Raw genomic sequence first — 25,536 nt, 5'->3', positions numbered from 1 at the left:
TACGCGGTTTTACTTGCCATTATCGAACACCCGGCGCAGTTCCACCTTGGGGTCACTCCAGGTTCCGGTGACACTGTAGGAGGCACTGGTCAGTTTGCTCAAAGGATCGCCCAGAACCTTGTCGAGGACAAAGAGCGCTCCACCCACGGGCGCTGCGGCGCCCATCAAAAGGGCTGCCAGCGGCAGGTTCTGCGTCAATGGCAGAACCACCACCAGTCCCATGTCCAGGGTCTCCGCACCAAGGTCGGTTGTGCCGCTCAACTTGAATGCACCGGAAGGTCCGACGATCTGGAGCTCCGGATCAAGGGTCACGAGACCGTTGATGATCTGGGCCTTGCCCGAAATGGCGTCAAAAGCCACACCCCGTTCGTACAGATCGGAAAAATCCAGCTTCAGTCGACGCCAGAGCGTGTCAGTGTTGAGCAGATTAAAAATGCGGAAAACCTGGGCTGTGTTGTTTTTCTGCAGGATAATGCCGTCATCCAGGCGCAGCCGGACGGATCCGCTCAGCTTTCGGAGCGAGAACGCATCGGGCCGGCCAGGCCAATCCACGTCCAGTTCGATGTCAGTCTTCTTGTTGGTCAGCGGGATGTCGGCGCCAAACAGTTTCTGGAGATCCGCCAGCGCCCCACCGGTGACCGAGCCGTCAAAGCGGCTCACCTGACGGTCGCTGACAACGCTCCAGGTCAGGTCTCCCAGCAGGGTCAGGGAGTCCAGTCGCCCCTGGATACTGTTGACCTTGAGACGATAAGGCTCCGGGCGCAATTGGAAAGACCAGCTTCCCAGGGTGTTGTCGTTCACCTGAAGCTTGGCAATGCTCACATCGACATCCGGCCAACGGCCCATGTTCAGCGACCGGAAGGCCTTGAGCTGTTCGTCCAGCGGCAGCGAATCCGGTTCGGTACCGGATGCACTGTCGTCCCGGGCGAGACGCACGTTTTCAAAGTCTGCCTTGACCGGATCGTCGTTTTTCGGAATCACCACCCGACCGGTGGCCCGATCGGATTCGGTCGTCACTACCCATCGATCGGACAGTGTCAGGGAACTGATATCGATGTTTTTCAGGACACTCTGCCCCAGGTGCAGGCTACCGAAGGTCAGGTCGAATCCGGTTTTTTTCCATAACACGTCAAAATCGGCGCGGTCCTGCCAGGTTCCGCGAACCCTCACGCCGTCTTTGGCGGTCGGGTCTATGTTCACTGTCAGCGGCGTCTTTTCTGACGCCGCTTTCGCAAGTGGCTCAGGCCAATTTACCTTCAACCCGTCCAGTGACGACGTCACCCGGATTCCGGAGGTGGTCTCCGCATCCACCGAGAGATCCGCCACATAGTTCAGCTTGCCGGTTACACCAAGTCCGTCCAGCGCTTCCAGTCCGGCTTGCCTGAAGACCCGGGGGACCTCCAGGCGACCGCTCTGGCGGATTCCAAGCCGGTTATTGCCGTCACCCAATCGCAGACTGACGGTTACCGGTTCACCAAAAAACGTTGCCTTGATGGGAGCGCCAGAGAAACCGTCTTTGGTCCGGTAGGTCACGTCCCCCTGGATGTCCTTCCAGATCAGGTTGGCATCGGGGTAGGACACAGATCCATTGTCGGTTCGGACCCTTGCCGTCACCTCTGTGGGACGATCCGGGGCCAGCGGAATGCTCAGACCGAGATCCAGGCCGAACCGCCCCCCATAAACCAGTCCGTTTGCAGCACTGCCGGCCATTTCCCCCAGGGGCGTCTGGTCAAGCCAGAAGCGGATGGCCTCTCCCGGCACCTCTGTGGATGCATCCACCTGAATCGTCGAACCGCCTTCGGCAGGAAGCACCTGGACATGGCTCGGTGACAACGACAACCCGCCGGTCTCGCCGGCAGTCAACCGAACGTCAGTCTTGCCGTTGTGTACCTCGACACGACCACGGGCGCCGGTCACTGCCGGCCATCGCTCGTCATACCGGACAGAAGCATTGTCGAATTCGTACCACATAGAGGAGACGAAGGCGCCATGGGGCGCATTCCGTCCGATAGGACCATGGCCGTAATACACACCGGACGTGATATCCGCTTTGGTGATGGATGTTGTCAGCCACTCATACAGACCCGGATCGACCGCTTTGACCGGGACGAAGTCCGCAAGCATGGACGCCTGTCCGTTTTCCACGCCGACACGCAGCCCAAGATTATCCTCGCCGTCTTTCTCCAGCCTGAGGTCAAATGCCCCCGTTAGCTGGGTCCTATCGCCATAACGCATACCGATGTTATGGGAGAAGACCCGGGTGGTCTCGTCAGAGAGCTGCCAGGCCACCGTCCCCTGCATATCGGAAAGGGACCAGTCATCCCCGAAAAGCATCGGAAATCCAAGCATGACCGGTCCGTGCCCTGGTTCCAGCTGCACGAAACCGGATGTAGCATCCAACGCAATTTGTCCGTACAGACCGGACGCGCCGGGTGCGCCTCCATAGGCGTCCACTGCAACATTATTCAGATGCCCGGCCATGGCAAATCCACCGCTTCCGGTGAGACTGAGATGTACCTTGTCCAGTGCCCCGCTGGGCTTGTAGTGATTGAGGGCACGGTCCGCCGCACCCGGCAGCAAAGGCAACGCCGTGAAGAGCCGTCGCAGGGGCTCCAGGGGCAGAGAATCTGCGACAAGCTCCAGATCCGCCCCCTTCTTCGGCATCACCCGGACGCTGAAGGGAGGGACGGAGGTTTTGTCCCACCGCCATTGCAGGTCCCTGATGTGCCACTCGCCCGAACCCGGCTCTTGGTTCCCCGGGCCGCCGGAGGTCCGACGCCAGCCGAAGTGTGCCCGGATATCTTCAATGGGTGCCAGCGACTGCTGACCGGTCCCAAGCTGCAGGTACGGCGTCTGCACCGATCCGCTGATCTGTTCCAGGATGCCATCGCGAAACGTCAGCCAGGCCCGGCCACCCAGATCAAAACCTTCGATCCGGATTCCGCGCCAGTCATACGCTTCCGCGAAACTGTCGAAGAGCCGGCCGGAGGTGACATCCAGGTAGAGCTGTCCGGTGAAGTCGCCCCGGAAGAACTGGCGCCCCACCAGCGAAAAACTGGCCAACTGTTCGGTGGTCCCGGCGCGCATGGCCCTCCCGGATGCCCGGAACAGGCCACGGCTGTATACCAGATCAAGCTGGGGGATATCGAGATAGCGGACGTTGTCCGAGTTGTCTCGAATGCGAAGATGCAGGCGGGTCAGCTTGACGTAGGGATCGGAGAGCCACTCCCCGGCCAGACCCAGCAGATCCTGCAAGCGTGTCTGGGCTGGCGCAGGCAGCTGAACCCCCTTCACACTGACATTGCCACTCGGAGCCTGGGTCAGGGTCAGATCCAGGCCGTCGGCTTCAAACTCCTCAAATACCAGTCGGGCGCGTAGCAGTGAGGCCAGGAACGATGGCCGGATCCTGAGGTGCTGTAAACGTGCAACGGTTTCAGCAGATTCGGGCTCGGCCACCGAAATATCCTGGGCCAGGAACGTCGGATCCAGCCAGTTCCAGCGGGCGGACAGGGCACCGATTGTGACCTGCTTGCCGGTGCGGATGGACAGTTGGTGAGCGAGGTCGTCGCGAAAGCTGTCGATGTTGCTGGTGAGCTGGCGCCCAATGCCGGCGTAGAGGGCAAACAGCAAAAGTATGCCCAGAAGCAGCCACCAGATCAGACTGGCAAGTCGGGAGGCCCACCTGACCGGACCGGACTCGGCGGGGAGGTCCGGCAGTGACGGCCCGTGATCGTCAGAAGACATGGGTTTGCTAGGCTCCCAACCTCAATTCAGGGCGGGATTCAGAGCAGAACCACATCGTATTGTTCCTGACTGTAGAAGGGTTCGACCTGGAAGCGAATGGTCTTGCTGATGAAGGTTTCCAGATCTGCGACGTTGTCCGATTCCTCGTCGAGGAGGCGGTCCACAACACTCTGGGAGGCCATGACAAGATAATTTTCGGCTTCATAGGCCCGATTGACCCGGAGGATTTCCCGGAAGATTTCGTAGCAGACGGTCTCCGAGGTCTTCAGGAAGCCGCGCCCGTCACAGATCGGACAGGGTTCGCACAGGACCTGCCCGAGACTTTCGGTGGTCCGCTTTCGCGTCATTTCCACCAGGCCCAATTCCGAAACGCCGGTAATCTTGGTTTTGGCGTGATCCCGTTCGAGCATCTTTTCCAGCATCCGATGCACCTGACGCTGATGCTCGGAGTCTTCCATGTCGATGAAATCGATGATGATAATGCCACCAAGGTTACGCAGGCGCAGCTGGCGACTGATGGCACGTGCCGCTTCCAGGTTCGTTTTAAAGATGGTTTCTTCAAGGTTCCGGTGGCCAACAAACGCACCGGTGTTGATATCAATGGTGGTCATCGCCTCGGTCTGGTCAATGATCACATAACCACCGGACTTTAGCTGTACTTTTCGACTGAGGGCCTTCTGGATCTCGTCCTCGACCGAGTAGAGGTCGAATATAGGGCGCTCGCCCGGGTAATACTCCACCTTGTCGGAAAATTCGGTCACGAACTCCTCAACGAACTCCATGACGCGCTGATAACTCTCGCGACTGTCGATCCTGACCTTTTCGGTCTGGGGGCGCACCAGATCCCGGATCGTGCGAATGAACAGGGGCAGGTCCTGGTAAACCACAGAAGGTGCCTGGACCCGCGCGATCCTCTCCTGGATGGACTGACTCAGGCGATGCAGGTACTTCATGTCGCCGATCAGATCATCCGCCGGTGCAGCCTCTGCCGCTGTGCGGATTATGTAACCGCCCTGCACCTCGGTCTGTTCCGACGACGCCTGCTCGAGCAGACTCTTCAGACGTTCACGCTCATTATCGTCTTCGATGCGCTGGGAGATACCGATATGACTGACGCCAGGCATGAACACCAGGTATCGGGACGGGATGGAAAGCTGGGTGGTAAGCCGTGCGCCTTTGGTTCCAATGGGATCCTTGGTGACCTGAACCACCAGCGACTGGCCTTCCCGCAGCAGCGTTCGGATATCCGGGACCGTTTTGGGCCCTTCGGACAATTCCTCAGAACCGGGCTGGCTAACGACAACGTCGGAGGCATGGATGAACGCCGCCCGCTCCAGGCCGATGTCGACGAAAGCCGCCTCCATGCCCGGAAGAACCCTGACGACCTTGCCTTTGTAGATATTGCCGACAATGCCCTTGCGGCTGGTCCGCTCGATATAGGCTTCCTGCAACATGCCGTTCTCGACCAGGGCGACCCGGGTTTCCACAGGCGTCACGTTGATCAGGATCTCTTCACTCATTTCAGGCTCTCCAGACTGCGTGGCCAGTTCTTCCAGACCGGGAAACCGGCATCGGCCAGAAGTGCCGCAGTTTCCTGCAAAGGCAAGCCCACTACCGCACTGTAACTCCCCCGGAGTTCCTCTACAAAAATACCACCAAGGCCCTGGATTCCATAACTTCCTGCCTTGTCCATGGGCTCCCCACTGTCTACGTAAGCTGCAATTTCCTCATCGGCGAGGCGCCGGAAGCGTACATCGGTGGTTACCAGACAGGTATGGCAGTCGGAACCGTTGGCCAGTGCCACGCCCGTCATCACCTGATGGACCTGCCCCGAAAGACGCTGCAACGTCTCGCAGGCATCCGCCCGATCACGTGGCTTGCCAAGTATGTGTCCATCAAGGACCACCGAAGTGTCCGAGCCGATGACCCATGCCCCGGAACTGTGACGGGCCACCGCCAGTGCCTTCTCCCGGGCGAGACGCTCCACGTAGTCGCTGGAGGCTTCGTTCACTCTCGGGGTCTCGTCGACATCGGCGGGCTGAGTATCAAAGCTGACGCCGATTTGCCTCAGCAACTCGGCGCGACGGGGAGAACGGGATGCCAGGATAAATCTCTCCACGATCACCCCAGCTTCCGGTTGAGGTTATCCAGAATCACCGAGACGATGGGCCAGATCAAGGCACTGGTTGCCGCAGGCCAAAGGTAACTGAAACCGGTATTTTCAGCCCCGAGCAGCTGCTTGATAAAGTGCACCAGCATCTGGTTGATACCCAGTACCAGGAAGACCATCAGGCATTGCTGGGCCAGCGGATACATCCTCAATCGCTGGTGCATGGTAAGAACGAGGAAGGCAATCACACCCATGGCCATACCGTTGACGCCCAACGGCGTCGATTCGAGCACATCAAGAAGCAGTCCCAGGCACCATGCCAGCAGGATGCCGAACTGGGCTGGCGCCCGGAATGTCCAATAGAACACGATCAGGCCGAGCCACTCGGGACGAAACTGGAACCACTCAACCGGGAAGAGCGAAATACTCAGGACCAGTGCCAGGAGCACTGACAACGCAAACACCGGATAACTGATCACCGATAACATCAACCAGCCTCCCCGTTCGCAGCGCCTTCACTTTCCGGCTCCGCCGGGTTATCCCCTTCCGGAGGGAACACCACCAACACGAGCCTGCTCTGATTCAACTCCGCCTTGGGCCTGGCCTTGATAGACACAAAGGGCTCGCCCGGTTCTTGGGAGATACTGGCGACCTCGGCCACCGGGTAGCCTCTGGGGAATCGCCCTCCCAGCCCGGAACTGACCAGCAGGTCACCTTCGCGGATATCCGCGGTATCCGGCACATGCACCAGGTCGAGAGTATTCGGATCTCCGGTACCCAGCAAAATGGCCCGCAAGCCATTCCGCACTACCTCAACCGGAACGGCGTGACTGCTGTCCGATACCAGCAAGACCCGGGACGTAACCTGGCTGGTCTGGATAACCTGCCCCATCAAACCATGGGCATCCAGTATGGCCTGTCCCGGCTTGACGCCGTCACTGGATCCTTTGTTGATAACGATCTCATGGGAAAAGGGATCGGGCGACACGCCCACGACCTCACCGACAATGACCCGGTCGTCCAGGACATCGGAGGAATTCATCAAGCGACGAAGCTCGTTGTTTTCAGACGCAAGCGCCGCATATTTGAGCGCCCGGCGCTCCAGGATAAGGAGCCGTGCCTTGAGATCCTCGTTCTCCTGCTGAAGATCGTCCTTGGAAACGAACAGCCCGGAGAACCAGCTGTGGAATTGGGAAGGCGCATTGCCAAGCCAGTACACAGGCGCGAGACCAGTCGCGAGTGTACTGCGCACTTCAGCAACCCGGTCGAAACGAGCATCGGCAACGATTAACGCTGCCGATACAAGTATGACCAGAAACAGTCTGAAGCCTGGAACGGGCCCCTGAACAAAGATCGTTTTAATGGCTCTCCCTCCCCATGGGGCTTACCCCTCCTGGGAGAACATTCCGATGCCACCGCGATCAATGACTTCCAGCGCTTTGCCGCCTCCCCGAGCCACACAGGTCAGAGGATCCTCGGCAATGATCACCGGCAGACCGGTTTCTTCGCTGATCAGCTTGTCCAGGCCGCGCAGCAACGCACCGCCGCCGGTCAGTACGATACCTCGTTCCGCGATGTCCGATGCCAGTTCCGGTGGAGACTGCTCCAGAGCGCTCTTGACGGTCTGGACGATCTGGGCAAGGGATTCCTGGAGGGCATCGAGAATTTCTTCGCTGTTCAGGGTGAACGCCCGGGGAACGCCCTCGGCCAGGTTACGGCCGCGAACGTCAATCTCACGAACCTCCAGGCCCTCGTAGGCACAACCAATCTCATGCTTGATGCGCTCTGCAGTCGAATCCCCGATCAGGCTGCCGTAATTGCGGCGAACGTAGGTCACGATGGCTTCGTCGAACTTGTCACCGCCAACACGCACCGACTCGGCGTACACAATGCCATTAAGGGAGATGATGGCGATTTCGGTGGTCCCGCCGCCGATGTCAACGATCATCGAGCCACTTGCTTCCTCGACCGGAAGGCCGGCACCGATGGCAGCCGCCATAGGCTCTTCGATCAGGAATACCTCACGAGCGCCGGCACCGAGCGCGGATTCGCGGATCGCCTTGCGCTCCACCTGGGTCGATTTACTCGGAACACAGACCAGAACGCGCGGGCTCGGAGTAATAAAGCTGTTCTCGTGCACTTTGTGAATAAAGTGCTGAAGCATCTTTTCGGTGACCACGAAATCCGCGATGACGCCGTCTTTCATCGGACGAATCGCCGTGATGTTGCCCGGTGTCCGGCCCAGCATACGCTTGGCTTCGGCACCGACGGCAGCAACCATCTTCTGCGAGTTATTGGTGCGGATGGCGACCACGGACGGTTCATTGAGAACAATGCCGCGTTCGCGGACGTAGATCAGGGTGTTCGCGGTGCCCAGGTCGATGGACAGGTCGCTGGAGAAAATGCCTCGGAGTCTTTTGATTAACATTCGTGTCGTTTCAACCTGAGAGTTGCGGTTGCAGAAAAGAATGCGGCAACTTTAGCAGTGAGCACCTACTCAGGCAAGGCGCCATACGGGCCCAGGGCTTACCATTCTCACATTTCCCGAATTCTTTCAGGCCCTCCCGTGATTGTTCGAATCTGTTACCATAGCCGATTGTTTCTGACTTCGGTGAAGGGGCGCTTGGAGCTTGGTGCAGGAATGCTCGGGGGATGGCTTTCCAAAACACGCTCCTTGCGGCACGTCCCTGTGACGCTTGGGCTCCGCCATCCTTGGCTCCGCACAGTTTTGGAAAGCCATCCCCCAAGCATTCACGAGCTTGTGAGTTACCTTTCATCAGAAAGAACAGGCACCGACTCAACTTGACATTAAATAATCTTCACAGACTGGAGGCCACGTGAGCATTTCCCGCGAGGACATTGAAAAAGTTGCCGTGCTCGCCCGCATCAAGGTGGACGAGGAGCAGGTTTCGGCGCTGGAAAAGGATCTGGGCAATATCCTGGACCTGGTGGACCAACTGAGTGCCGCCGATACGGATTCGGTCGAGCCCATGGCACACCCGCTGGATGCGGTTCAGCGACTGCGGCCGGACGAGGTCACCGAGACCAATCAGCGGGACGCGTTCCAGGCCATCGCGCCTGCGACCGAGGACGGGCTTTATCTCGTGCCGAAGGTCATTGAGTGATTCCCGCGGGAACCGAACACCGGACGATCTGAATACCAGCGATTTCAGGACTCATCATGCATAACAAATCTGTAGCAGAGCTTTCCCGGGAACTGGAGAGCGGCAAGATTTCTAGCGTGGAACTGACCCATCAGTTCCTGGACCGTCTGAAACAGGAAGACGGCAAATACAACAGCTTTATTACCATCACCGAAGAACAGGCACTGGCTGAGGCCAAAGCCGCTGACGAGATGCGGGCGGCGGGCAAGGCGACGGCCTGGACCGGGGTGCCTTTTGCCCACAAGGACATTTTCTGCACCAACGGCGTTCGCACCACCTGTGGCTCCAAGATGCTGGAGAACTTTGTGCCGCCTTACGATGCGACGGTAACCGGGAAGTTCCGACAGGCCGGCGCCGTATGTCTGGGCAAGACCAACATGGACGAATTCGCCATGGGGTCCTCCAACGAGTCCAGCTATTTCGGTGCCGTGACCAACCCCTGGGGCCTGGCCTCCGGCCAGAAGCGGGTACCGGGTGGTTCCTCCGGCGGCTCTGCGGCGGCGGTGGCAGCGCGCCTGGTACCAGCCGCGACCGCGACCGATACCGGTGGCTCTATCCGCCAGCCGGCGGCACTGTGCGGCGTGACCGGGCTGAAGCCCACCTACGGCCGGGTCTCCCGGTACGGCATGATCGCCTTTGCTTCCTCCCTGGACCAGGGCGGCACCATGGCGCGGACCGCCGAAGATAACGCGCTGATGCTGAACGTGATGGCGGGCTTTGATCCGAAGGATTCCACTTCCATCGATCGTGAGGTACCGGATTACACCGCGACCCTGAACGAGCCGCTGAAAGGCCTCAGAATCGGCCTGCCAAAAGAGTACTTCAGCGATCAGCTGTCCCCGGCGATGGAGGAGCAGGTCCGCAACGCGGTGAAAGAATACGAGAAGCTGGGCGCGACGGTGAAAGAGGTATCCCTGCCGAACGCGAAACTGGCGATTGCCGCCTACTACGTGATCGCGCCTGCGGAGGCTTCCGCAAACCTGTCCCGGTTCGACGGGGTGCGATACGGCTACCGCTGCGAGGACCCGAAGGATCTGATGGACATGTACACCCGGACCCGGGCCGAAGGTTTCGGGGCCGAGGTGAAGCGCCGGATTCTGGTGGGCACCTATGCCCTCTCCCACGGTTACTACGATGCCTACTACCTGAAGGCCCAGAAGGTTCGCCGCCTGATCCAGCAGGATTTCGCCAAGGCCTTCCAGGACGTGGACGTGCTGATGAGCCCCACCTCCCCGTCTCCGGCGTTCATCCAGGGTGAGAAGACCAACGATCCGGTGACCATGTACCTGGAGGACATCTTCACCATCGCCATTAACCTCGCGGGCCTACCGGCCATGTCGGTACCGGCGGGTTTTGTCGACGGCCTGCCCGTTGGCCTGCAGATCATCGGCAATCATTTCGCCGAGGCCCGGCTACTGAACGCCGCCCACCAATTCCAGCAGGTGACCGACTGGCACCAGCGTGAACCCCAATAAGCCCGAGAGAGGAGACGAACACATGCAGTGGGATATCGTGATCGGGCTGGAAATTCACGTTCAGCTCGCCACCAGAACCAAGATCTTTTCCGGCTCCAGCACCGCCTATGGCGCCGAGCCCAACACCCAGGCCAACGCCGTTGATCTGGCCATGCCGGGCACCCTGCCGGTACCAAACGAGAATGCGTTCCGCTACGCGGTAATGTTCGGTTTGGCCGTCAATGCTGAAATCGGCCGCCGCTCCATGTTTGAACGGAAGAACTACTTCTACCCGGATCTGCCGAAAGGGTACCAGACCACCCAACTGGAGCAGCCGATTGTCGGCCCCGGCTATGTCGATGTCGACCTGGCCAACGGCGAGACCAAACGGATTCGCATTCACCACGCCCACCTCGAGGAAGATGCCGGGAAATCCCTGCACGAGGACTACCATGGCATGTCCGGCATCGATCTGAACCGCGCGGGAACTCCGCTGATCGAGGTGGTCACCGAGCCGGATATGAACAGCGCCGAAGAAGCCGTCGCCTTCGCCCGCAAACTTCACAGCCTCGTGACCTCGCTCGGCATCTGCGATGGCGACATGTCCCAGGGCTCCATGCGCTTTGACGTCAACATCTCCCTGAAGCCCAAGGGCTCCGACCAGCTTGGCACGCGCACCGAGACCAAGAACCTGAACTCCTTCCGGTTCATGGAACAGGCCATTGCCCACGAGGTGGAACGGCAGATGGACATTCTCGAAGACGGCGGCCGTATCGTGCAGGAAACCCGCCTGTACAACGGCGACCGCGACGAGTCACGTTCCATGCGAACCAAAGAGGAAGCCAACGACTACCGCTACTTCCCCTGCCCGGACCTGCTGCCGGTGGTGATCGACGATGACTTCATCGAAGACGCCCGCAGCCACCTGCCGGAATTGCCGGACGCCCTCAAGGCGCGCTTCAAGGAGCAATATGGCCTGAACGACTACGACGCCGGCCTGCTGTCCGGTGACGCCAAACTCGCCGCGTTCTTCGAAGAAGCCGCCGAGCACGGAAAAGACGCAAAACTCGCCGCCAACTGGATCCAGGGCGAGTTTTCTGCCCGTCTGAAAGCCGAAGACAAGTCCGTGGCTGAATCACCAATCTCCGGCGCGCAGCTCGGCGATCTGGTAGTCCGCATTGCCGACAACACGGTCTCCTCCGCCGGCGCCAAGAAGGTTTTCGAGGCCCTCTGGACCGGTGAGAACGACAACGTGGATGCCATCATCGATGCCAAGGGCCTGAAGCAGGTCTCTGATACTGGCGCTCTGGAGGCTATGGTGGATGAGGTTCTGGCCGGCATGCCGGATCAGGTTGCGCAGTACCAGAACGAGGAAGACCCCAAGAAGCGCAAGAAGATGCTTGGAGGCTTTATGGGGCCGTTGATGAAGGCCTCTAAAGGCCAGGGGAACCCGAAACTTTTCAACGAGATTCTTGTTAAGAAGCTTGGGGGGTAATCCGTTGGCTCTGGGTCGTGTTTTTACTGCGGCCCTAGCCTTTCTGGTTTGGGGTATCGCACGGGTGGGTCAGGCCTTCCAAAACTCGCTCCTTCGGCACGTCCCTGTGACGCTTGAGCTCCGCCATCCATGGCTCCGCACAGTTTTGGAAGGCCTGACCCACCCGCGCTTGCCAAATTCAGAGTGATAGTCCGACAAATCGTGCCTGCTACAACGGCTCAGTTTCGCTACGGCATTTTTGGATGCTGACAATCACTGGAAGTTGCGAGGCCTTGGCAGGCAGTGCCTCCCAAAAATGTTGAAGGCCAGGGATGGCCTGAAACAAGCGCACATGGACGTGCTCGTAGCGGTTTTTGGGAGGCACTGCCTGCCAAGGCCTTCCCGCAAAACTCAAAGGCCAGGAGCCACACTCACAACCAATCAAACAAGCCGCCCCCAGAGATCGTGCTCATCAGCATGCTCCACAACGGCCTGGACGATCTGACCAGGAGCCAGGTCGGTCTCGCCATTGAGGTAAACCATGCCGTCGATTTCCGGCGCATCCGCCTTGGAACGGCCGATGGCACCCTCCTCGTCGACTTCGTCAATGAGGACGTCGATGGTCTTGCCGATTTTGGCCTGCAGACGGGCCGCTGAGATCTGCGCCTGTTTCTCCATGAAACGGGCCAGGCGCTCCTCTTTCACTTCTTCAGGAACCGCCGCTTCCAGCTCATTGGCCTTGGCACCCTCAACGGCGCTGTACTTGAACGCTCCCACACGATCGAGCTGAGCCTCATCCAGCCAGTCGAGAAGGTACTGGAAGTCCTCCTCGGTCTCGCCCGGGAAGCCGACAATGAAGGTGGATCGGATGGTAAGTTCCGGGCAGATATCCCGCCACTTTCTGATGCGCTCCAGCGTCTTGCTGTCGTGGGCGGGGCGCTTCATGGCCTTGAGGACTCTGGGGCTGGCGTGCTGGAACGGGATATCCAGATACGGCAGGATCTTGCCTTCGGCCATTAACGGGATGATGTCGTCCACGTGCGGGTATGGATAAACGTAGTGTAAACGCACCCAGACACCGAGTTCGCCCAGGGCTTCGCACAGGGCCTGCATCCGGGTTTTCAGCGGCCGGCCCTGCCAGAAGCCGGTGCGGTATTTGACGTCCACACCGTAAGCGGACGTGTCCTGGGAAATAACCAGTAACTCCTTCACACCGGCATCGACCAGCCGTTGGGCCTCATCCATCACGTCGCCGATCGGGCGACTGACCAGATCACCGCGCATAGAAGGGATGATGCAGAACGTACAGCGGTGATTGCAGCCTTCGGAAATCTTGAGGTAGGCGTAGTGCCGTGGCGTCAGCTTGATACCCTGGGGCGGAACCAGATCCAGGAACGGGTCGTGCTGCTTCTCTTTAGGCGGCACGTACTGGTGAACCGCGCCAACCACTTCTTCATAGGCGTGAGGACCGGAAACCGCCAATACACCCGGGTGGGTTTCGCGAATGCGCTCCGCTTCCACTCCCATACACCCGGTCACGATAACCTTTCCGTTCTCGGCAATCGCCTCTCCGATCGCGTCCAGGGATTCCTGCTTGGCCGCGTCGATAAAACCACAGGTGTTCACCACCACAACATCGGCATCGTCATAGGTCGGGACGACATCATAGCCATCCAGCCGAAGCTGGGTAAGAATCCTTTCGGAGTCCACCAGGGCCTTGGGACAGCCAAGACTGATAAAGCCGACTTTACCGCCACTGGGCGCTGTGTTCTGAGTTTTTTCGGTCATAGTGTTCGCGGAAATCCCGGAGCGGCAGACTGTTCGCCGCCGTAATGAATGGAAGCGCATAGTTTACCGCAGGTGGACAGCCAACTGCAGCCTGCTCTATTCACAAACAAAACTGATCTACGTCATAATTTGTGACGCTTTGTTCAGAAAAAAATCACGTAACTGCAACAATAGACGTCAGATTTCTTGCTGATCACATTTTAAACACATACACTTTACAGGTTGTAAGTGTTTTTTCTGGAAGGGTTTTATGGGGAAAGTAGCCTCTTTTCAGACCAACCAAGCCAAAAGAGTCCGAATGAAAAGCGTCGCAGCGAAACCCAATCTGCGCAATCAACAGCGCGTCGATGTCTCCACCGACATCACCATCGAGAAACCGGATGGTGCATGTCTGACCTGCACAGTCTCAAACCTTTCCCGCACGGGTGTCATGGTGTCTTGCAACATGGAAGCGGTCAGACAGCTCATTCCCGGGAAAAAAGCGCCCGCCCCGGGGCACTGGATCTCGGTGAAAACCCGCTTCTCGGTTCCGGTTCTGCCAACCCAGCCCGTCTCCGTCATCGCCGATGGCAACATTGTTCACCTGCGCCGTGTGGCAAGGGATGAATTCCACCTGGGCATTCAGTTTGCCGAATTTGAAGGCAACGGCTTTGATTATGTGGATCGGTACGTCTCGGAGCTGCTCTCCGATTCCAGAAACCTCACCTGAGCCAAAGGCCCCTGCATAGATTCCCTGACGCCCACAGGGCTATAGTTTTATAGCACATTGCTCTAACCCACCACCTTCTTATGCCCTCTGACAATCTGGTATAGTTGTCGACGCAATTTATCCAGCCATCAAGGCCCAATCATCGGCAACGGATGACCATGACCACATACAACCTCACGCACCTGAAACAGCTGGAAGCGGAAAGTATTCACATTATCCGTGAAGTGGCAGCCGAGTTTGACAACCCGGCCATGCTCTACTCCATCGGCAAAGACTCCGCTGTGATGCTGCACCTGGCACGCAAGGCCTTTTACCCCGGCAAGATTCCTTTCCCACTGCTGCACGTGGACACGACCTGGAAGTTCCGGGAGATGATTGAGTTCCGCGACCGCAAGGCGAAGGAATACGGTCTGGACCTGATCGTTCACATCAATGAGGAAGGCGTAAAGCAGGGTGTCGGCCCCTTTACGCATGGCAGCGCCAAGCACACGGATATCATGAAGACCCAGTCCCTCAAGCAGGCGCTCAACAAGTACAAGTTCGACGCTGCTTTCGGTGGCGCTCGCCGGGACGAGGAAAAGTCCCGCGCCAAAGAACGGGTCTACTCTTTCCGGGACGAACACCATCGTTGGGATCCCAAGAACCAGCGTCCTGAGCTCTGGAACATCTACAACGGCAAGATCAACAAGGGCGAAAGCATTCGGGTCTTTCCGCTGTCCAACTGGACCGAGCTCGATATCTGGCAGTACATCTATCTCGAGAACATCGAGATCGTTCCGCTGTACTACGCCGCGAAGCGACCGGTCGTTGAGCGCGATGGCACCCTGATCATGGTGGACGATGACCGGATGCCCCTGAAAGAGGGCGAAAAGCCGATGATGAAATCCGTCCGCTTCCGGACCCTCGGCTGTTATCCCCTGACCGGCGCCATCGAATCCGAAGCGGATACCCTGCCGGAAATCATCCAGGAAATGTTGCTGGCCACCAGTTCCGAACGTCAGGGACGCGTGATTGATCATGACTCGGCCGGATCCATGGAACAGAAGAAGCGGGAAGGGTATTTCTAAGATGTCACACCAGTCCGATCTGATTGCAGAAGATATTCAGGCCTACCTGAAACAGCATGAGAACAAGGAACTGCTCCGTCTGCTCACCTGCGGCAGCGTAGACGACGGCAAAAGCACCCTGATTGGTCGCCTGCTTCACGACACCAAAATGATCTACGAAGATCACCTGGCCAGCCTGAAGAGCGACAGTGCCAAGATGGGTACCACGGGCGAAAAGCTGGACCTGGCCCTACTGGTAGATGGCCTGCAGGCGGAAAGGGAACAGGGCATCACCATCGACGTTGCCTATCGTTACTTCTCCACCGACAAGCGCAAGTTCATCATTGCGGACACACCGGGCCACGAGCAGTACACCCGCAACATGGCTACCGGGGCTTCCACCGCACAACTGGCCATCCTGATGATCGATGCGCGCCATGGCGTGCTGACTCAGACCCGCCGGCATTCCTACATTGCGTCCCTGCTCGGCATCCGCCACATCGTGGTTGCCGTGAACAAAATGGACCTGGTGGATTTCAGCGAAGAGCGATTCAATGAAATCAAGGACGAGTACCTGGCCTTTGCCGCCAAACTGGGCCTCAAGGACATCCGGTTCGTGCCAATCTCGGCTCTCGAGGGTGACAACGTCGTGAACAAGAGCGCGAATACGCCCTGGTTCACCGGTCAGCCACTCATGGAAATACTGGAAACCGTTGAAGTCTCCCGGGACAAGAATCTGGAGCATTTCCGTTTCCCGGTACAATATGTGAATCGCCCGAATCTGGATTTCCGCGGGTTCTGCGGCACGATCGCGTCCGGTGTCATTCGCCCGGGGGATGCCGTCATGGCACTTCCCTCAAAGCGCACCAGCCGGGTCAAGGAAGTCATCACCTTTGAAGGCGCCATCGACGAAGCGTATATCGATCAGGCGGTCACCCTGACGCTCGAAGATGAAATCGATATCAGCCGCGGCGACATGCTGGTGAAGCCGGAAGACGAACCGGAAGTCGGCAATCGCTTCAACGCCAACATCGTATGGATGACCGACGCCCCGCTGGAAACAGGTCGACTCTACGACATCAAGCTCGGGCCGACGTTCACCTCCGGCACGGTGAAGAGCATTCATCACCAGACCGACGTAAACACCCTGGAGCAGCAGGCCAATCCGTCGTCCCTGCAGCTCAACGAAATCGGACTGTGCGAACTGACCCTGAACCAGCCGATTGCGTTCGATGCCTATCCCCGGAATCACGCGACCGGCAGCTTCATCGTGATCGACCGCCTCACCAATGTGACGATCGGCGCCGGCATGATTGCCGGACTGGCCGACGGCAGCGAGTCGCTGGATCCGGTAACGCCTGAGGAACGGGAACGCCGCCTTGCCCAGAAGCCCGCCATCATTGGCTGCAATGGCAAGCAGGCACCTGCACTGGCCCTGGCCGTCGAACGGGCACTGTTTGATCAGGGCAAAACCGCAGTGGTCCTGAGCGAAGAAAGCGCCGGCGACGCAGACGAACGCCGTCGTGCCGCGCAGGTGCTGACAGCGCACGGCCTGATTGCCATCGTGGTCAATCTTGGAACCGATGTGGCCAACGCTGCTGCGAGCGCCGACAGCGATCAGGACATCCCCGGCTCTGTCAGCGAACTGGTACAGGAACTGATCCGCGGAAAGCGCATCTGACCGCCGGCATTCCTGTTCACCCCCAGCTACCATTGCCCCCGTCGAGTGATCGCGGGGGCAATTTTTTGCCTATGAAAGCCAGCAGACGCCCATGCCGCTTCTGTGGCAGAATCTCTCCCCCTGATCATCACCTCCAAGCGTTTGCCAACAGGAGACGTTACCCATGGCCATCAAACACCTCCGCACCTCCTTTGCCAGCCAGTACCAGCCGGGCCAGCCCGCCCGCCTGAACAGTGGCGAAGCCCTGCAGGAACCGGGTGGTGACTACGAGGCCCTACACAAGCAGATGAAACGTCTGTTCAACAGCAAGCCGGGCAAGAAGTACGGCCGGTTCTCCGAAGACCTCGGGGAATGCCCGTTCAGCAGCTGGCTCAAGGATTATCTGGAAGACAAACAAAGCTTCGGCGCGATGACTGACCGTCTGTTCGCCCAATGGCAGGAGCTACTGACGGGCTGTCAGGAGGAATTCGATGGCCACCTGATGATTGTCCACGAGGCTCTGGCGGACGCCGATGTGGTGTACCTGTTGATCGTAGAGACCGACAGCGCGATGCGCTTCGATGGCAATCAGGTTCTGGACGCCACGGATGTGCTCAGTCTTTCCCGACTGAATCTGGCCGTCAGGATCGAGCTGGATGACTGGCTGGGTGACAATGGCAGCGAAAATTACCTGACCCTGGTTCATGGTCGAGGCACCGGTGAGGCGGGCGACCTGTTTATCCGACTGGCCGGCTTTACCAACAATGTGGATGTCGAAAAGGAAACCATGACGTTCCTCGATGCCGTGGAAGCCTTTGCCAAGAATTCCGAGCCGGAGAAGGCCGGCGAGGTCCGCTCCCGTGCCTACGAATTCTGCAAGGAGCAGCATTCGCTGGGTGAGCCGGTGGAAATTGAGGCGCTGTCGGGCTATCTGGACGAAAACGAGCCTCAGCGTTTCAAGGAATTTGCGAGCCAGAATGCCGAGCTTCCGGAAACCGGTGTTCTGCATCCGGACCACCGGAAGGTCAAGAAGCTGATTCGTATTGCCGGTTCTGGTGGCGGCATGAGTGTGTCGTTCTCGTCCGACCTGGTGAACCAGGCGGTTTACTATGATCGCGACAAGGATGCGCTGACTATTACCCGCTTGCCCAAAGCATTGCGGGAGCAGTTGCAGCGGTATCTGGAGACTCGCGAGGAATGATAAAGCTTTGGGGGCGGGCCTGATGGTGGGTTAGTGTGTCTTTGGAAAAAGAACTCGCTTTGCTCGGACATCTTTTTCTGGCAGAAACACTAACCCACCACCAGGCCGACCGAGCTTAAGAGAGAAGCTCTATCGAATCAGCCGTCAGTTGCCGGAACCTTTAACTCGTCATCCCACCGCGGGCGATTAGCCCTTTGTTTCCGGACTTCCTGCATCCAGCCGACACCATCGACCAGCTCACCGGTTTCCGGATCGATGGGCGGGTATGGCAAGTTGCGGTCGTCACAGTAGCGCTTGACCGTCGGCTGGCACCAGCAGAACAGCAGGCGGTTGTATTCCTCATCCAGCAAGCGGCGCCGGTCGAACATACCGGCCAGCTTTCGCTGGCGTTGGGCTTCGGAGAGGATAATGGCGCAGGCGGAAGAGACGTTGAGGGACTCGACCATGCCCATCATGGGGATCACGATGTGTTCATCCGCCTGCTCTGCTGCTCCCGAACTGACGCCGTCTACTTCGTTGCCCATGATGACCGTGCAAGGAACGGTGTAATCGACTTCTCGGAAATCCACCGCGCGATCGGAAAGTTGGGCAGCGTAGAGCTTGTGACCCTGAGCCTTGAGGTCGGCAACGGCCTCGTCCATGGTCGGATGAGTGTGGGTCGTGATCCAGTTGTAGCTGCCACCGGCAGTCTTCCGGAAGGCCCGGAAGCCTTCCTTTGGCCAGACAACATGCATGTTGGCCAGGCCGAATGCATCGCAGGAGCGGATGATCGCCGAGAGATTTCGCGGTTTATGCACCTGGTCGGTCAACACGCGCAAATCAGGTTGTCGGGTATCCAGGGTTTGTTTGATTCGGGCAAGGCGTTCAGGGGTCATGTTTTTCTGTGAGTTAAGGGCCACTTTGACACAGCCCTCAATCCAATCAATGCTATGTCAGCGAATACTCAAGGCTCTGGAAGCGCTTGGCGGGTGGCTGTCCAAAACTGTGCGGAGCCATGGATGGCGGAGCTCAAGCGTCACATGGACGTGCCGAAGGAGCGGGTTTTGGACAGCCACCCGCCAAGTGCTTCATGCACCGAGCGCAATGGACGACGCATAATATCACATAGTGGTAGCAACAAGCCGAGACAAAGGTGGTTGCAGAATAATCACCCCGTTATAATACCCAGTTCCTTTTTGCCAGCGCCAAGCGGCACCTTTGCCAATCCCGGCGCACCATCCATCAGATTACGTGAGACCCATGGCCAAGAAGCTGTACATCAAAACCCACGGCTGTCAGATGAACGAGTACGATTCTGCCCGCATGGCAGACCTGCTCAAGACCGGTGAAACCGTTGAAATGGCGGACACTCCGGAGGAAGCCGATATCCTGCTGCTGAACACCTGCTCGATTCGGGAGAAAGCACAGGAAAAGGTCTTTCATCAACTCGGTCGCTGGAAATCCCTCAAGAACAGCAAGCCGGATCTCATCATCGGTGTGGGCGGTTGTGTCGCCAGTCAGGAAGGACAAGCCATCATCGACCGGGCGCCCTACGTGGACATGGTATTCGGCCCCCAGACACTCCACCGTCTCCCGGATATGATCACCGAAATCCGCACCAAGGGTAACGGCGTCGGAGTTGTCGACGTAAGCTTTCCAGAGATCGAAAAATTCGACAACCTGCCGGAGCCAGGCGCAGACGGGCCGTCTGCCTTCGTCTCCATCATGGAGGGCTGCAGCAAGTACTGCACTTTTTGTGTGGTGCCCTATACCCGTGGCGAGGAAGTCAGCCGGCCGGTGGACGATGTCATTGCCGAAGTCGCCCATCTGGCCAGCCAGAACGTACGCGAGGTCAACCTGCTGGGGCAGAATGTCAACGCCTATCGCGGTGAAACCCACGACGGTGACACCATGGACCTGGCCGAGCTGATCGAACTGATTGCCACCATCGACGGAATCGACCGCATCCGCTATACCACGTCTCACCCGGTGGAATTCTCCGATGCCCTGATCGATGTTTACGAGCGGGTTCCGGAACTGGTCAGCCACCTGCACCTCCCGGTCCAGAGCGGCTCCGATCGGATCCTGGCGGCAATGAAGCGCGGCCATACAGCCCTGGAATACAAATCCAAGCTTCGTCGTCTGCGGAAAATCCGGCCGGACATCAGCTTCTCGTCTGATTTCATCGTGGGTTTCCCGGGCGAGACCGACAAGGATTTCGAAGACACCATGAAACTGATCAACGACATCGGTTTCGATGTGTCCTTCAGCTTCGTCTACAGCGCGCGCCCCGGGACGCCCGCGTCCGATCTGCCGGATGACACCCCCATGGAAGTCAAGAAAAAGCGCCTGGCGATCCTGCAGCAGCGGATCAACCAGCAGGCCATGGACATCAGCCGCAAGATGGTCGGCACCACCCAGCGGATTCTGGTGACAGGCCTGTCCAAGAAAGACCCGGGCGAATACGCCGGCCGAACCGAGAACAACCGGATCGTGAACTTCCGGCACGAGAATCCGGAGGTGGTCGGGAACTTTATTGACGTGGAGATTGCAGAGGCTTATCCCAACTCGCTAAGGGGTGTGCCCTCTAACTCGAACCTGTATTAAAGCTGGGATCGTATTTGCCCCAGCCCCGGGCCTGAAGCCGGACTATGAAACACGTGCTCCCTGAACCCGGGGAGCAAACCAATACGGAGCAAGATTGAACACACACGACACAAGACAATTCGACCTGCACCCGGTAGACCAGCGCCGGCTCGCCACCCTGTGTGGCCAGTTTGATGAAAACCTCAAGATGATCGAAAAGCGCCTTGAGGTAAAAATCGGTCGCCGGGGACACCACTTCCGTGTTGAAGGATCGACCGAGAACGTCGCGGCAGCGGTCGAGGTGGTGCGACACCTTTACCGCGAAACCGAAGCCAGCGACGACATTCCACCGGACACTGTGCACCTGTTCATCCGGGAAACCGGCCTGGAGCGACTGCCCGACGACGTACCCTACGACGAAGGAGCCGTGACGGTCATCAAGACGCCGAAGCTCACAGCCAAGCCCCGGGGGCGAAACCAGCAGAAATATGTGCACAACATCCGCACCCACGACATCAACTTCGGTATCGGCCCTGCCGGCACCGGGAAGACGTGGCTCGCGGTCGCATGCGCTGTCGAGGCGTTGAAAGACGAACAGGTCAAACGCATCCTTCTGGTCCGGCCTGCGGTTGAGGCGGGCGAAAAACTGGGCTTCCTCCCCGGCGACCTGGCCCAGAAGGTGGATCCCTACCTTCGACCGCTTTACGATGCCCTTTATGAAATGCTGGGCTTCGATCAGGTCACCCGACTGATCGAGAAGAGCGTGATCGAGATCGCACCGCTGGCCTTCATGCGCGGCCGCACCCTGAACAATTCGTTCATCATCCTGGACGAAAGCCAGAACACCACCCGGGAACAGATGAAAATGTTCCTGACCCGGATCGGCTTCGGCTCTACTGCAGTGATCACCGGCGATACCACCCAGGTGGACCTGCCGCGCGGTCAGAACTCCGGCCTGATTCACGCGGCCAACGTACTGAGCAAAGTTTCCGGCATCGGATTCACACGGTTTGATGCCAAGGATGTGGTCCGTCATCCCCTGGTGCAGCGTATTGTTGAAGCCTACGATTCCTTCGATGACGGGAGTGCGACAGGACAGTGAGCGACCTTACCGTTGACTTCCAGAATGTCTATGAGGGGGAAAACGTCCCGGACGAGTCCCTTTTCCAGAAATGGGCGGAGTCTGCCTGGTTGGGCCAGGACCCTGCCGAGGTGACGATCCGGATCGTCGGCGCACTGGAGAGCCAGGGACTGAATCACGAGTATCGAGGGAAGGACAAACCGACCAATGTATTGTCCTTCCCATTTGAAGCGCCAGCGGGTATAACGATCCCATTGGCGGGAGATCTCGTCATTTGTGCGCCTGTTGTCGAAAGAGAAGCGATTGAGCAGCACAAGGCGTCAGAGGCACACTGGGCGCATATGGTCGTGCACGGGATGCTGCATCTCCAGGGCTACGATCACATTGAGGATCAGGATGCAGAGGTCATGGAAGCCCTCGAGATCCGGCTGATGCACCGGCTCGGATACAGCAATCCTTACGAAGCAGAGGAAACGGAACCAGACTCATGAGCGACGATCAGTCGAGTCGCAGCCAGGGCAACAAGTCCTGGCTGGAACGTATATCACAGGCCTTTTCCAGCGGGCCTGAGTCCGTAGAGGACGTGCTGGAAATCCTGCGGGACGCCGAGTCCCAGAGCATCATCGATGCGGATGCCATGAGCATCATCGAGGGGGCGATGCAGGTCATCGACATGCGGGTTGATGAAATCATGATCCCCCGCTCCCAGATGGTCACCGTGAAAGCCTCCCAGGAGCCCAAGGAGTTTCTCGGAGAAATCATCTCCTCTGCCCACAGCCGGTTTCCGGTCATCGGCGACAGCCAGGACGACGTTATCGGTATCCTGCTGGCCAAAGACCTCCTACCCCTGGCACTGAACAATGAAGTCAACTGGAACCGCATCCGGGAAATCCTGCGACCGCCCACGTTCGTTCCGGAAAGCAAACGCCTCAACCAGTTGCTGAAGGAGTTCAAGGAAAACCGCAATCACATGGCCATTGTGGTGGATGAATACGGCGGTACTGCCGGCCTGATTACCATCGAAGACGTGCTTGAACAGATTGTTGGCGAAATCGAGGATGAGCACGACTTCGACGAGGAAACCAACATCAAGGCTCGAGGAGACGGCACTTTTGCGGTCAAGGCGGCCACATCGATTGAAGACTTCAATGAATTTTTCCAGACGGATCTCGACGAGGAGGAATTCGACACCATCGGTGGCGTCGTCCTCAAAGAATTCGGTCACCTGCCCAGACGCGGGGAAACGGTTGAATTCGGCGGTTTGCGCTTTACTATTGCCAACGCCGATAACCGTGTCATCCGTCTGTTGCAGGTAAATCGCAGTGAGTCATGATTCCACACTTTCCGCTCTGAACACGCACCTGAGCAGGAACCGTTGGCTGGGCGCCATCACGCTGGTCGTGGCCGGTGCCCTGCAAACCCTGACCTTCTCTCCGTTCAACTGGTGGTGGCTCGGGCCGGTCTCCATCGCACTCATCCTGCTGGTCACTGTGCCACTGCCCTCCCGGAAACTGTTCAGGGCGGGCTGGCTCACGGGACTTGGCCTCTTCGCTACCGGCGCAAGCTGGGTCTATATCAGTATCAGCAAATACGGCAACACCCCCATCCCGGTTGCCGTGCTTCTGACCGTGCTCTTTGTCATGGGCCTGGCACTGTTCCACGGGCTTGCCTTCTGGTTCTGGGGCAAACTGGCTAAATCCAGTCCGGTCCGACGGCTGATTCTGTTTCCGGCAATCTGGGTATTGGGTGACTGGCTGAGAAGCTGGTTACTGACCGGTTTCCCGTGGCTGTATCTGGGTACCGCGCATACCGATGGCCCGTTGGCCGGGCTGGCCCCGCTCACCGGTGTCCATGGCATTACTTTCTGGATCACACTGACCGGGGCTGCGGCTTACGGAGTCGCCTGGCTGCTGTTTCAGCGGAGGAAAACCCTGGCTGCGGTCACGGCCGTGGTTGCGATCCTCCCCTGGCTCGCCACACCCGCACTGAACCGTATCCACTGGACGAAGCTGAGCGACCAGCCCATCCAGTTTGCGGCCATGCAGGGCAATATCCCGCAACTGATCAAATGGGATCCCGAGTTTCTCAAGCAGCAGATCGTCACCTACCTGACAATGACCGAGGACTACTGGGATACCGATCTGATTCTCTGGCCGGAAACCGCCATTCCGCTGCCGCAGGACCAGGCCGGCGCGATCATCGAACACATCAACAAGAAACTTGGCAAGAACAGCACGCTGATAACGGGTATTCCCTGGTACGGCTTCAGCGAGCAACGGGAAGGCTTCACCTATCGAAACAGTATCATGGCCATCGGCAACGGCGAAGGCATGTACTACAAGCAGAAACTCGTTCCTTTTGGCGAATACGTGCCGCTGGAGGGCCTGCTCCGTGGCCTGATCGGTTTCTTCGATCTGCCGATGAGCAGCTTCAGTCCCGGGCCGGCCTACCAAAAACCACTGGAGGCCAACGGGCTCAAAGTCCGCCCCTTCATCTGTTACGAAGTGGCCTATCCCGATTTCGTGGCCTCCAACAGTTGGGGCAGCGATTTACTGCTGACGATCAGCAACGACGGCTGGTTCGGCGATTCCATTGGCCCGCTTCAACACCTTCAGATCGCCCGGATGAGCGCCCTCGAAACCGGGCGCTACATGTTGAGGGGAACCAACAACGGGGTGACCGCGGTGATCGACAACAAGGGGCGGATTACCGGCCGACTTCCACATTTCGAACGCGCCACACTGACCGGCAAAGTCTACGCCGCCAGCGGCAATACGCCCTATATGGAAACCGGCTCCTGGCCGGTCCTGATTCTGGCGGCCATTCTGGTCGTTTTTGTCCGGGAGCGGGACATTCCGCCCGTCCGCTAGCTCTCTTTCCTCGGCCAGCGACTGGTCACCCGTTCGTAGTAATGGGATCCACAGGCCTCGCAGGGCTCCAGGTGACTGGTCGCGGTCAGGCACCGCATGTGACCGCAGTTGAGGCAACGGAACATGCCGGCCGTGGCCACTTCGCCGGAAATGTAGTGGCCGGCATCTTCGTTTTCGAGCTTCTGTCGAAGCTCCAGGTTGTCAATCAGAGTCTGGTCAGCGACAGACAGCAGACTGTCGGTCAACTGGTGTTCCAGCAGCGACATGTCCAGCTGCAACCACTCCTTTAAGCCCTCGCCGGTCTCATCGACAAAATGCAGCAGGTGCTCCAGATCACGCTTCAGGTAGGCGCCAAGCAGGTCCGCCTCCTCGCGGGTCATCTCTTCAAGTTCGTACTCGAATTCCACCGCATCCTGGATTTCCTGATCCAGGGTTTTCAGGGAGGTCTGCTGTACCTGCCGCAACCCGAACTGCACCCGCTCGAGCATCCTGTCGTAGGCTTCCAGTGCCTTTCCGGAAAGGTGATTGCGCTCGCTTTCGCTCATAACTGCTCCTCATGAAAAAAACACCGCTCTGATGACTATCATGGCACAGTATTCCCGGAATGGCAGACTACCTGTAAGGTCGAGTGTGCGTTAGAATGTTCGGCCCTTTCGAACATCTTTCTGAA

21 protein-coding genes are annotated in these 25,536 nt (G+C 58.4%); 12 read left to right on the top strand and 9 right to left on the bottom strand.

Annotated elements, in window-relative coordinates; genetic code table 11:
* Positions 1 to 9: 9 nt before the first annotated feature.
* Genes MLD04_RS02615 through MLD04_RS02590 form a run of 6 tightly spaced genes read right to left on the bottom strand, consistent with a single transcriptional unit; the run spans position 10 to position 8,282 of the window.
* Positions 10 to 3,744, bottom strand: a complete 3,735-nt coding sequence (locus MLD04_RS02615) for a YhdP family phospholipid transporter (protein WP_248154498.1) — start codon at positions 3,742 to 3,744, stop codon at positions 10 to 12.
* A gap of 38 nt (positions 3,745 to 3,782) precedes the next feature.
* Positions 3,783 to 5,264, bottom strand: a complete 1,482-nt coding sequence (rng, locus tag MLD04_RS02610; RefSeq protein WP_248154496.1) for a ribonuclease G — start codon at positions 5,262 to 5,264, stop codon at positions 3,783 to 3,785.
* A complete protein-coding gene (locus MLD04_RS02605) occupies positions 5,261 to 5,863 on the bottom strand; it encodes a Maf family protein (RefSeq protein ID WP_248154494.1) in 603 nt (200 codons plus the stop codon). Before MLD04_RS02605 ends, rng begins: the two co-directional genes overlap by 4 nt.
* Before the next feature lie 2 nt (positions 5,864 to 5,865).
* Positions 5,866 to 6,342: a rod shape-determining protein MreD gene (gene mreD / locus MLD04_RS02600; RefSeq protein ID WP_248154492.1), complete on the bottom strand. Its 477-nt coding sequence runs from the start codon at positions 6,340 to 6,342 to the stop codon at positions 5,866 to 5,868.
* Positions 6,342 to 7,208 (bottom strand): rod shape-determining protein MreC, encoded by an 867-nt coding sequence (gene mreC, locus MLD04_RS02595; RefSeq protein ID WP_345799605.1) that lies wholly within the window; start codon positions 7,206 to 7,208, stop codon positions 6,342 to 6,344. The genes mreD and mreC overlap by 1 nt, the downstream gene beginning before the upstream one ends.
* A 30-nt stretch (positions 7,209 to 7,238) precedes the next feature.
* Positions 7,239 to 8,282 carry a rod shape-determining protein gene (locus tag MLD04_RS02590; protein ID WP_008938959.1) on the bottom strand — a complete coding sequence of 348 codons (1,044 nt, stop codon included), beginning with the start codon at positions 8,280 to 8,282 and terminating at the stop codon, positions 7,239 to 7,241.
* Positions 8,283 to 8,691: 409 nt separating this feature from the next.
* Between MLD04_RS02590 and gatC the strand changes: the two genes are divergently transcribed.
* From gatC to gatB, 3 genes are read left to right on the top strand one after another with little or no spacing between them, the layout of a single operon-like run.
* A complete protein-coding gene (gene gatC, locus MLD04_RS02585) occupies positions 8,692 to 8,979 on the top strand; it encodes an Asp-tRNA(Asn)/Glu-tRNA(Gln) amidotransferase subunit GatC (protein ID WP_248154490.1) in 288 nt (95 codons plus the stop codon).
* A 56-nt stretch (positions 8,980 to 9,035) separates the two neighbouring features.
* On the top strand, positions 9,036 to 10,493 hold the full coding sequence (gene gatA, locus MLD04_RS02580) for an Asp-tRNA(Asn)/Glu-tRNA(Gln) amidotransferase subunit GatA (RefSeq protein WP_248154488.1): 1,458 nt from the start codon (positions 9,036 to 9,038) through the stop codon (positions 10,491 to 10,493).
* A 22-nt stretch (positions 10,494 to 10,515) separates the two neighbouring features.
* Positions 10,516 to 11,967, top strand: coding sequence for an Asp-tRNA(Asn)/Glu-tRNA(Gln) amidotransferase subunit GatB (gatB, locus tag MLD04_RS02575; protein WP_248154486.1), 1,452 nt, complete (start codon positions 10,516 to 10,518; stop codon positions 11,965 to 11,967).
* Between the two features lie 420 nt (positions 11,968 to 12,387).
* Here gatB and rimO read toward each other — a convergent pair whose 3' ends face one another.
* Positions 12,388 to 13,734 (bottom strand): 30S ribosomal protein S12 methylthiotransferase RimO, encoded by a 1,347-nt coding sequence (gene rimO / locus MLD04_RS02570; protein WP_248154484.1) that lies wholly within the window; start codon positions 13,732 to 13,734, stop codon positions 12,388 to 12,390.
* Positions 13,735 to 14,032: 298 nt separating this feature from the next.
* On the opposite strand from rimO, the gene MLD04_RS02565 reads away from it, so the two are divergent.
* The 4 genes from MLD04_RS02565 (at position 14,033) to MLD04_RS02550 (ending at position 18,350) form a co-directional block, all read left to right on the top strand.
* Complete coding sequence (locus MLD04_RS02565) at positions 14,033 to 14,443, top strand: PilZ domain-containing protein (RefSeq protein ID WP_248154482.1); 411 nt, start codon at positions 14,033 to 14,035, stop codon at positions 14,441 to 14,443.
* Between the two features lie 152 nt (positions 14,444 to 14,595).
* The gene (gene cysD / locus MLD04_RS02560; RefSeq protein ID WP_345799598.1) at positions 14,596 to 15,510 is read left to right on the top strand and encodes a sulfate adenylyltransferase subunit CysD; all 915 of its coding nucleotides are present in this window, start codon (positions 14,596 to 14,598) and stop codon (positions 15,508 to 15,510) included.
* 1 nt (position 15,511) lies between these two features.
* Positions 15,512 to 17,170 (top strand): sulfate adenylyltransferase subunit CysN, encoded by a 1,659-nt coding sequence (cysN, locus tag MLD04_RS02555; RefSeq protein ID WP_248154478.1) that lies wholly within the window; start codon positions 15,512 to 15,514, stop codon positions 17,168 to 17,170.
* Positions 17,171 to 17,333: 163 nt separating this feature from the next.
* Positions 17,334 to 18,350: a nucleoid-associated protein gene (locus MLD04_RS02550; RefSeq protein WP_248154476.1), complete on the top strand. Its 1,017-nt coding sequence runs from the start codon at positions 17,334 to 17,336 to the stop codon at positions 18,348 to 18,350.
* Between the two features lie 137 nt (positions 18,351 to 18,487).
* Here the strand turns inward: MLD04_RS02550 and trmH are convergent, their stop codons facing one another.
* On the bottom strand, positions 18,488 to 19,225 hold the full coding sequence (trmH, locus tag MLD04_RS02545; RefSeq protein WP_248154474.1) for a tRNA (guanosine(18)-2'-O)-methyltransferase TrmH: 738 nt from the start codon (positions 19,223 to 19,225) through the stop codon (positions 18,488 to 18,490).
* Between the two features lie 364 nt (positions 19,226 to 19,589).
* Between trmH and miaB the strand changes: the two genes are divergently transcribed.
* The 5 genes from miaB (at position 19,590) to lnt (ending at position 24,866) form a co-directional block, all read left to right on the top strand.
* On the top strand, positions 19,590 to 20,936 hold the full coding sequence (gene miaB, locus MLD04_RS02540; RefSeq protein ID WP_248154472.1) for a tRNA (N6-isopentenyl adenosine(37)-C2)-methylthiotransferase MiaB: 1,347 nt from the start codon (positions 19,590 to 19,592) through the stop codon (positions 20,934 to 20,936).
* Positions 20,937 to 21,030: 94 nt separating this feature from the next.
* Positions 21,031 to 22,017, top strand: a complete 987-nt coding sequence (locus MLD04_RS02535) for a PhoH family protein (RefSeq protein WP_248154470.1) — start codon at positions 21,031 to 21,033, stop codon at positions 22,015 to 22,017.
* The gene (gene ybeY, locus MLD04_RS02530; RefSeq protein ID WP_248154468.1) at positions 22,014 to 22,487 is read left to right on the top strand and encodes an rRNA maturation RNase YbeY; all 474 of its coding nucleotides are present in this window, start codon (positions 22,014 to 22,016) and stop codon (positions 22,485 to 22,487) included. Before MLD04_RS02535 ends, ybeY begins: the two co-directional genes overlap by 4 nt.
* Positions 22,484 to 23,329, top strand: coding sequence for a CorC family transporter (locus tag MLD04_RS02525; protein WP_008938972.1), 846 nt, complete (start codon positions 22,484 to 22,486; stop codon positions 23,327 to 23,329). The genes ybeY and MLD04_RS02525 overlap by 4 nt, the downstream gene beginning before the upstream one ends.
* Complete coding sequence (lnt, locus tag MLD04_RS02520) at positions 23,319 to 24,866, top strand: apolipoprotein N-acyltransferase (protein WP_248154466.1); 1,548 nt, start codon at positions 23,319 to 23,321, stop codon at positions 24,864 to 24,866. Before MLD04_RS02525 ends, lnt begins: the two co-directional genes overlap by 11 nt.
* Here lnt and MLD04_RS02515 read toward each other — a convergent pair.
* Entirely contained in the window at positions 24,863 to 25,411 is a 549-nt protein-coding gene (locus tag MLD04_RS02515; RefSeq protein WP_248154464.1) for a zinc ribbon-containing protein, read from the bottom strand. The two genes, lnt and MLD04_RS02515, sit on opposite strands and share 4 nt — an antisense overlap.
* Between the last annotated feature and the right edge of the window lie 125 nt (positions 25,412 to 25,536).

Source organism: Marinobacter koreensis, assembly GCF_023156285.1.
GTDB classification, from domain to species: Bacteria; Pseudomonadota; Gammaproteobacteria; order Pseudomonadales; family Oleiphilaceae; genus Marinobacter; species Marinobacter koreensis.
The sequence above is the reverse complement of the archived record's forward strand: the minus strand, read 5'-3'. Positions and strand labels throughout refer to the sequence as shown.

Coding starts and splice junctions, on each gene's coding strand:
- MLD04_RS02550 (WP_248154476.1), top strand. CDS start 17,334: ATGGCCATCAAACACCTCCGCACCTCCTTTGCCAGCCAGTACCAGCCG.
- rng (WP_248154496.1), bottom strand. CDS start 5,264: ATGAGTGAAGAGATCCTGATCAACGTGACGCCTGTGGAAACCCGGGTC.
- cysD (WP_345799598.1), top strand. CDS start 14,596: ATGACCATGACCACATACAACCTCACGCACCTGAAACAGCTGGAAGCG.
- rimO (WP_248154484.1), bottom strand. CDS start 13,734: ATGACCGAAAAAACTCAGAACACAGCGCCCAGTGGCGGTAAAGTCGGC.
- trmH (WP_248154474.1), bottom strand. CDS start 19,225: ATGACCCCTGAACGCCTTGCCCGAATCAAACAAACCCTGGATACCCGA.
- gatB (WP_248154486.1), top strand. CDS start 10,516: ATGCAGTGGGATATCGTGATCGGGCTGGAAATTCACGTTCAGCTCGCC.
- mreD (WP_248154492.1), bottom strand. CDS start 6,342: ATGTTATCGGTGATCAGTTATCCGGTGTTTGCGTTGTCAGTGCTCCTG.
- miaB (WP_248154472.1), top strand. CDS start 19,590: ATGGCCAAGAAGCTGTACATCAAAACCCACGGCTGTCAGATGAACGAG.
- MLD04_RS02565 (WP_248154482.1), top strand. CDS start 14,033: ATGAAAAGCGTCGCAGCGAAACCCAATCTGCGCAATCAACAGCGCGTC.
- MLD04_RS02615 (WP_248154498.1), bottom strand. CDS start 3,744: ATGTCTTCTGACGATCACGGGCCGTCACTGCCGGACCTCCCCGCCGAG.
- cysN (WP_248154478.1), top strand. CDS start 15,512: ATGTCACACCAGTCCGATCTGATTGCAGAAGATATTCAGGCCTACCTG.
- MLD04_RS02525 (WP_008938972.1), top strand. CDS start 22,484: ATGAGCGACGATCAGTCGAGTCGCAGCCAGGGCAACAAGTCCTGGCTG.
- MLD04_RS02515 (WP_248154464.1), bottom strand. CDS start 25,411: ATGAGCGAAAGCGAGCGCAATCACCTTTCCGGAAAGGCACTGGAAGCC.
- gatA (WP_248154488.1), top strand. CDS start 9,036: ATGCATAACAAATCTGTAGCAGAGCTTTCCCGGGAACTGGAGAGCGGC.
- MLD04_RS02590 (WP_008938959.1), bottom strand. CDS start 8,282: ATGTTAATCAAAAGACTCCGAGGCATTTTCTCCAGCGACCTGTCCATC.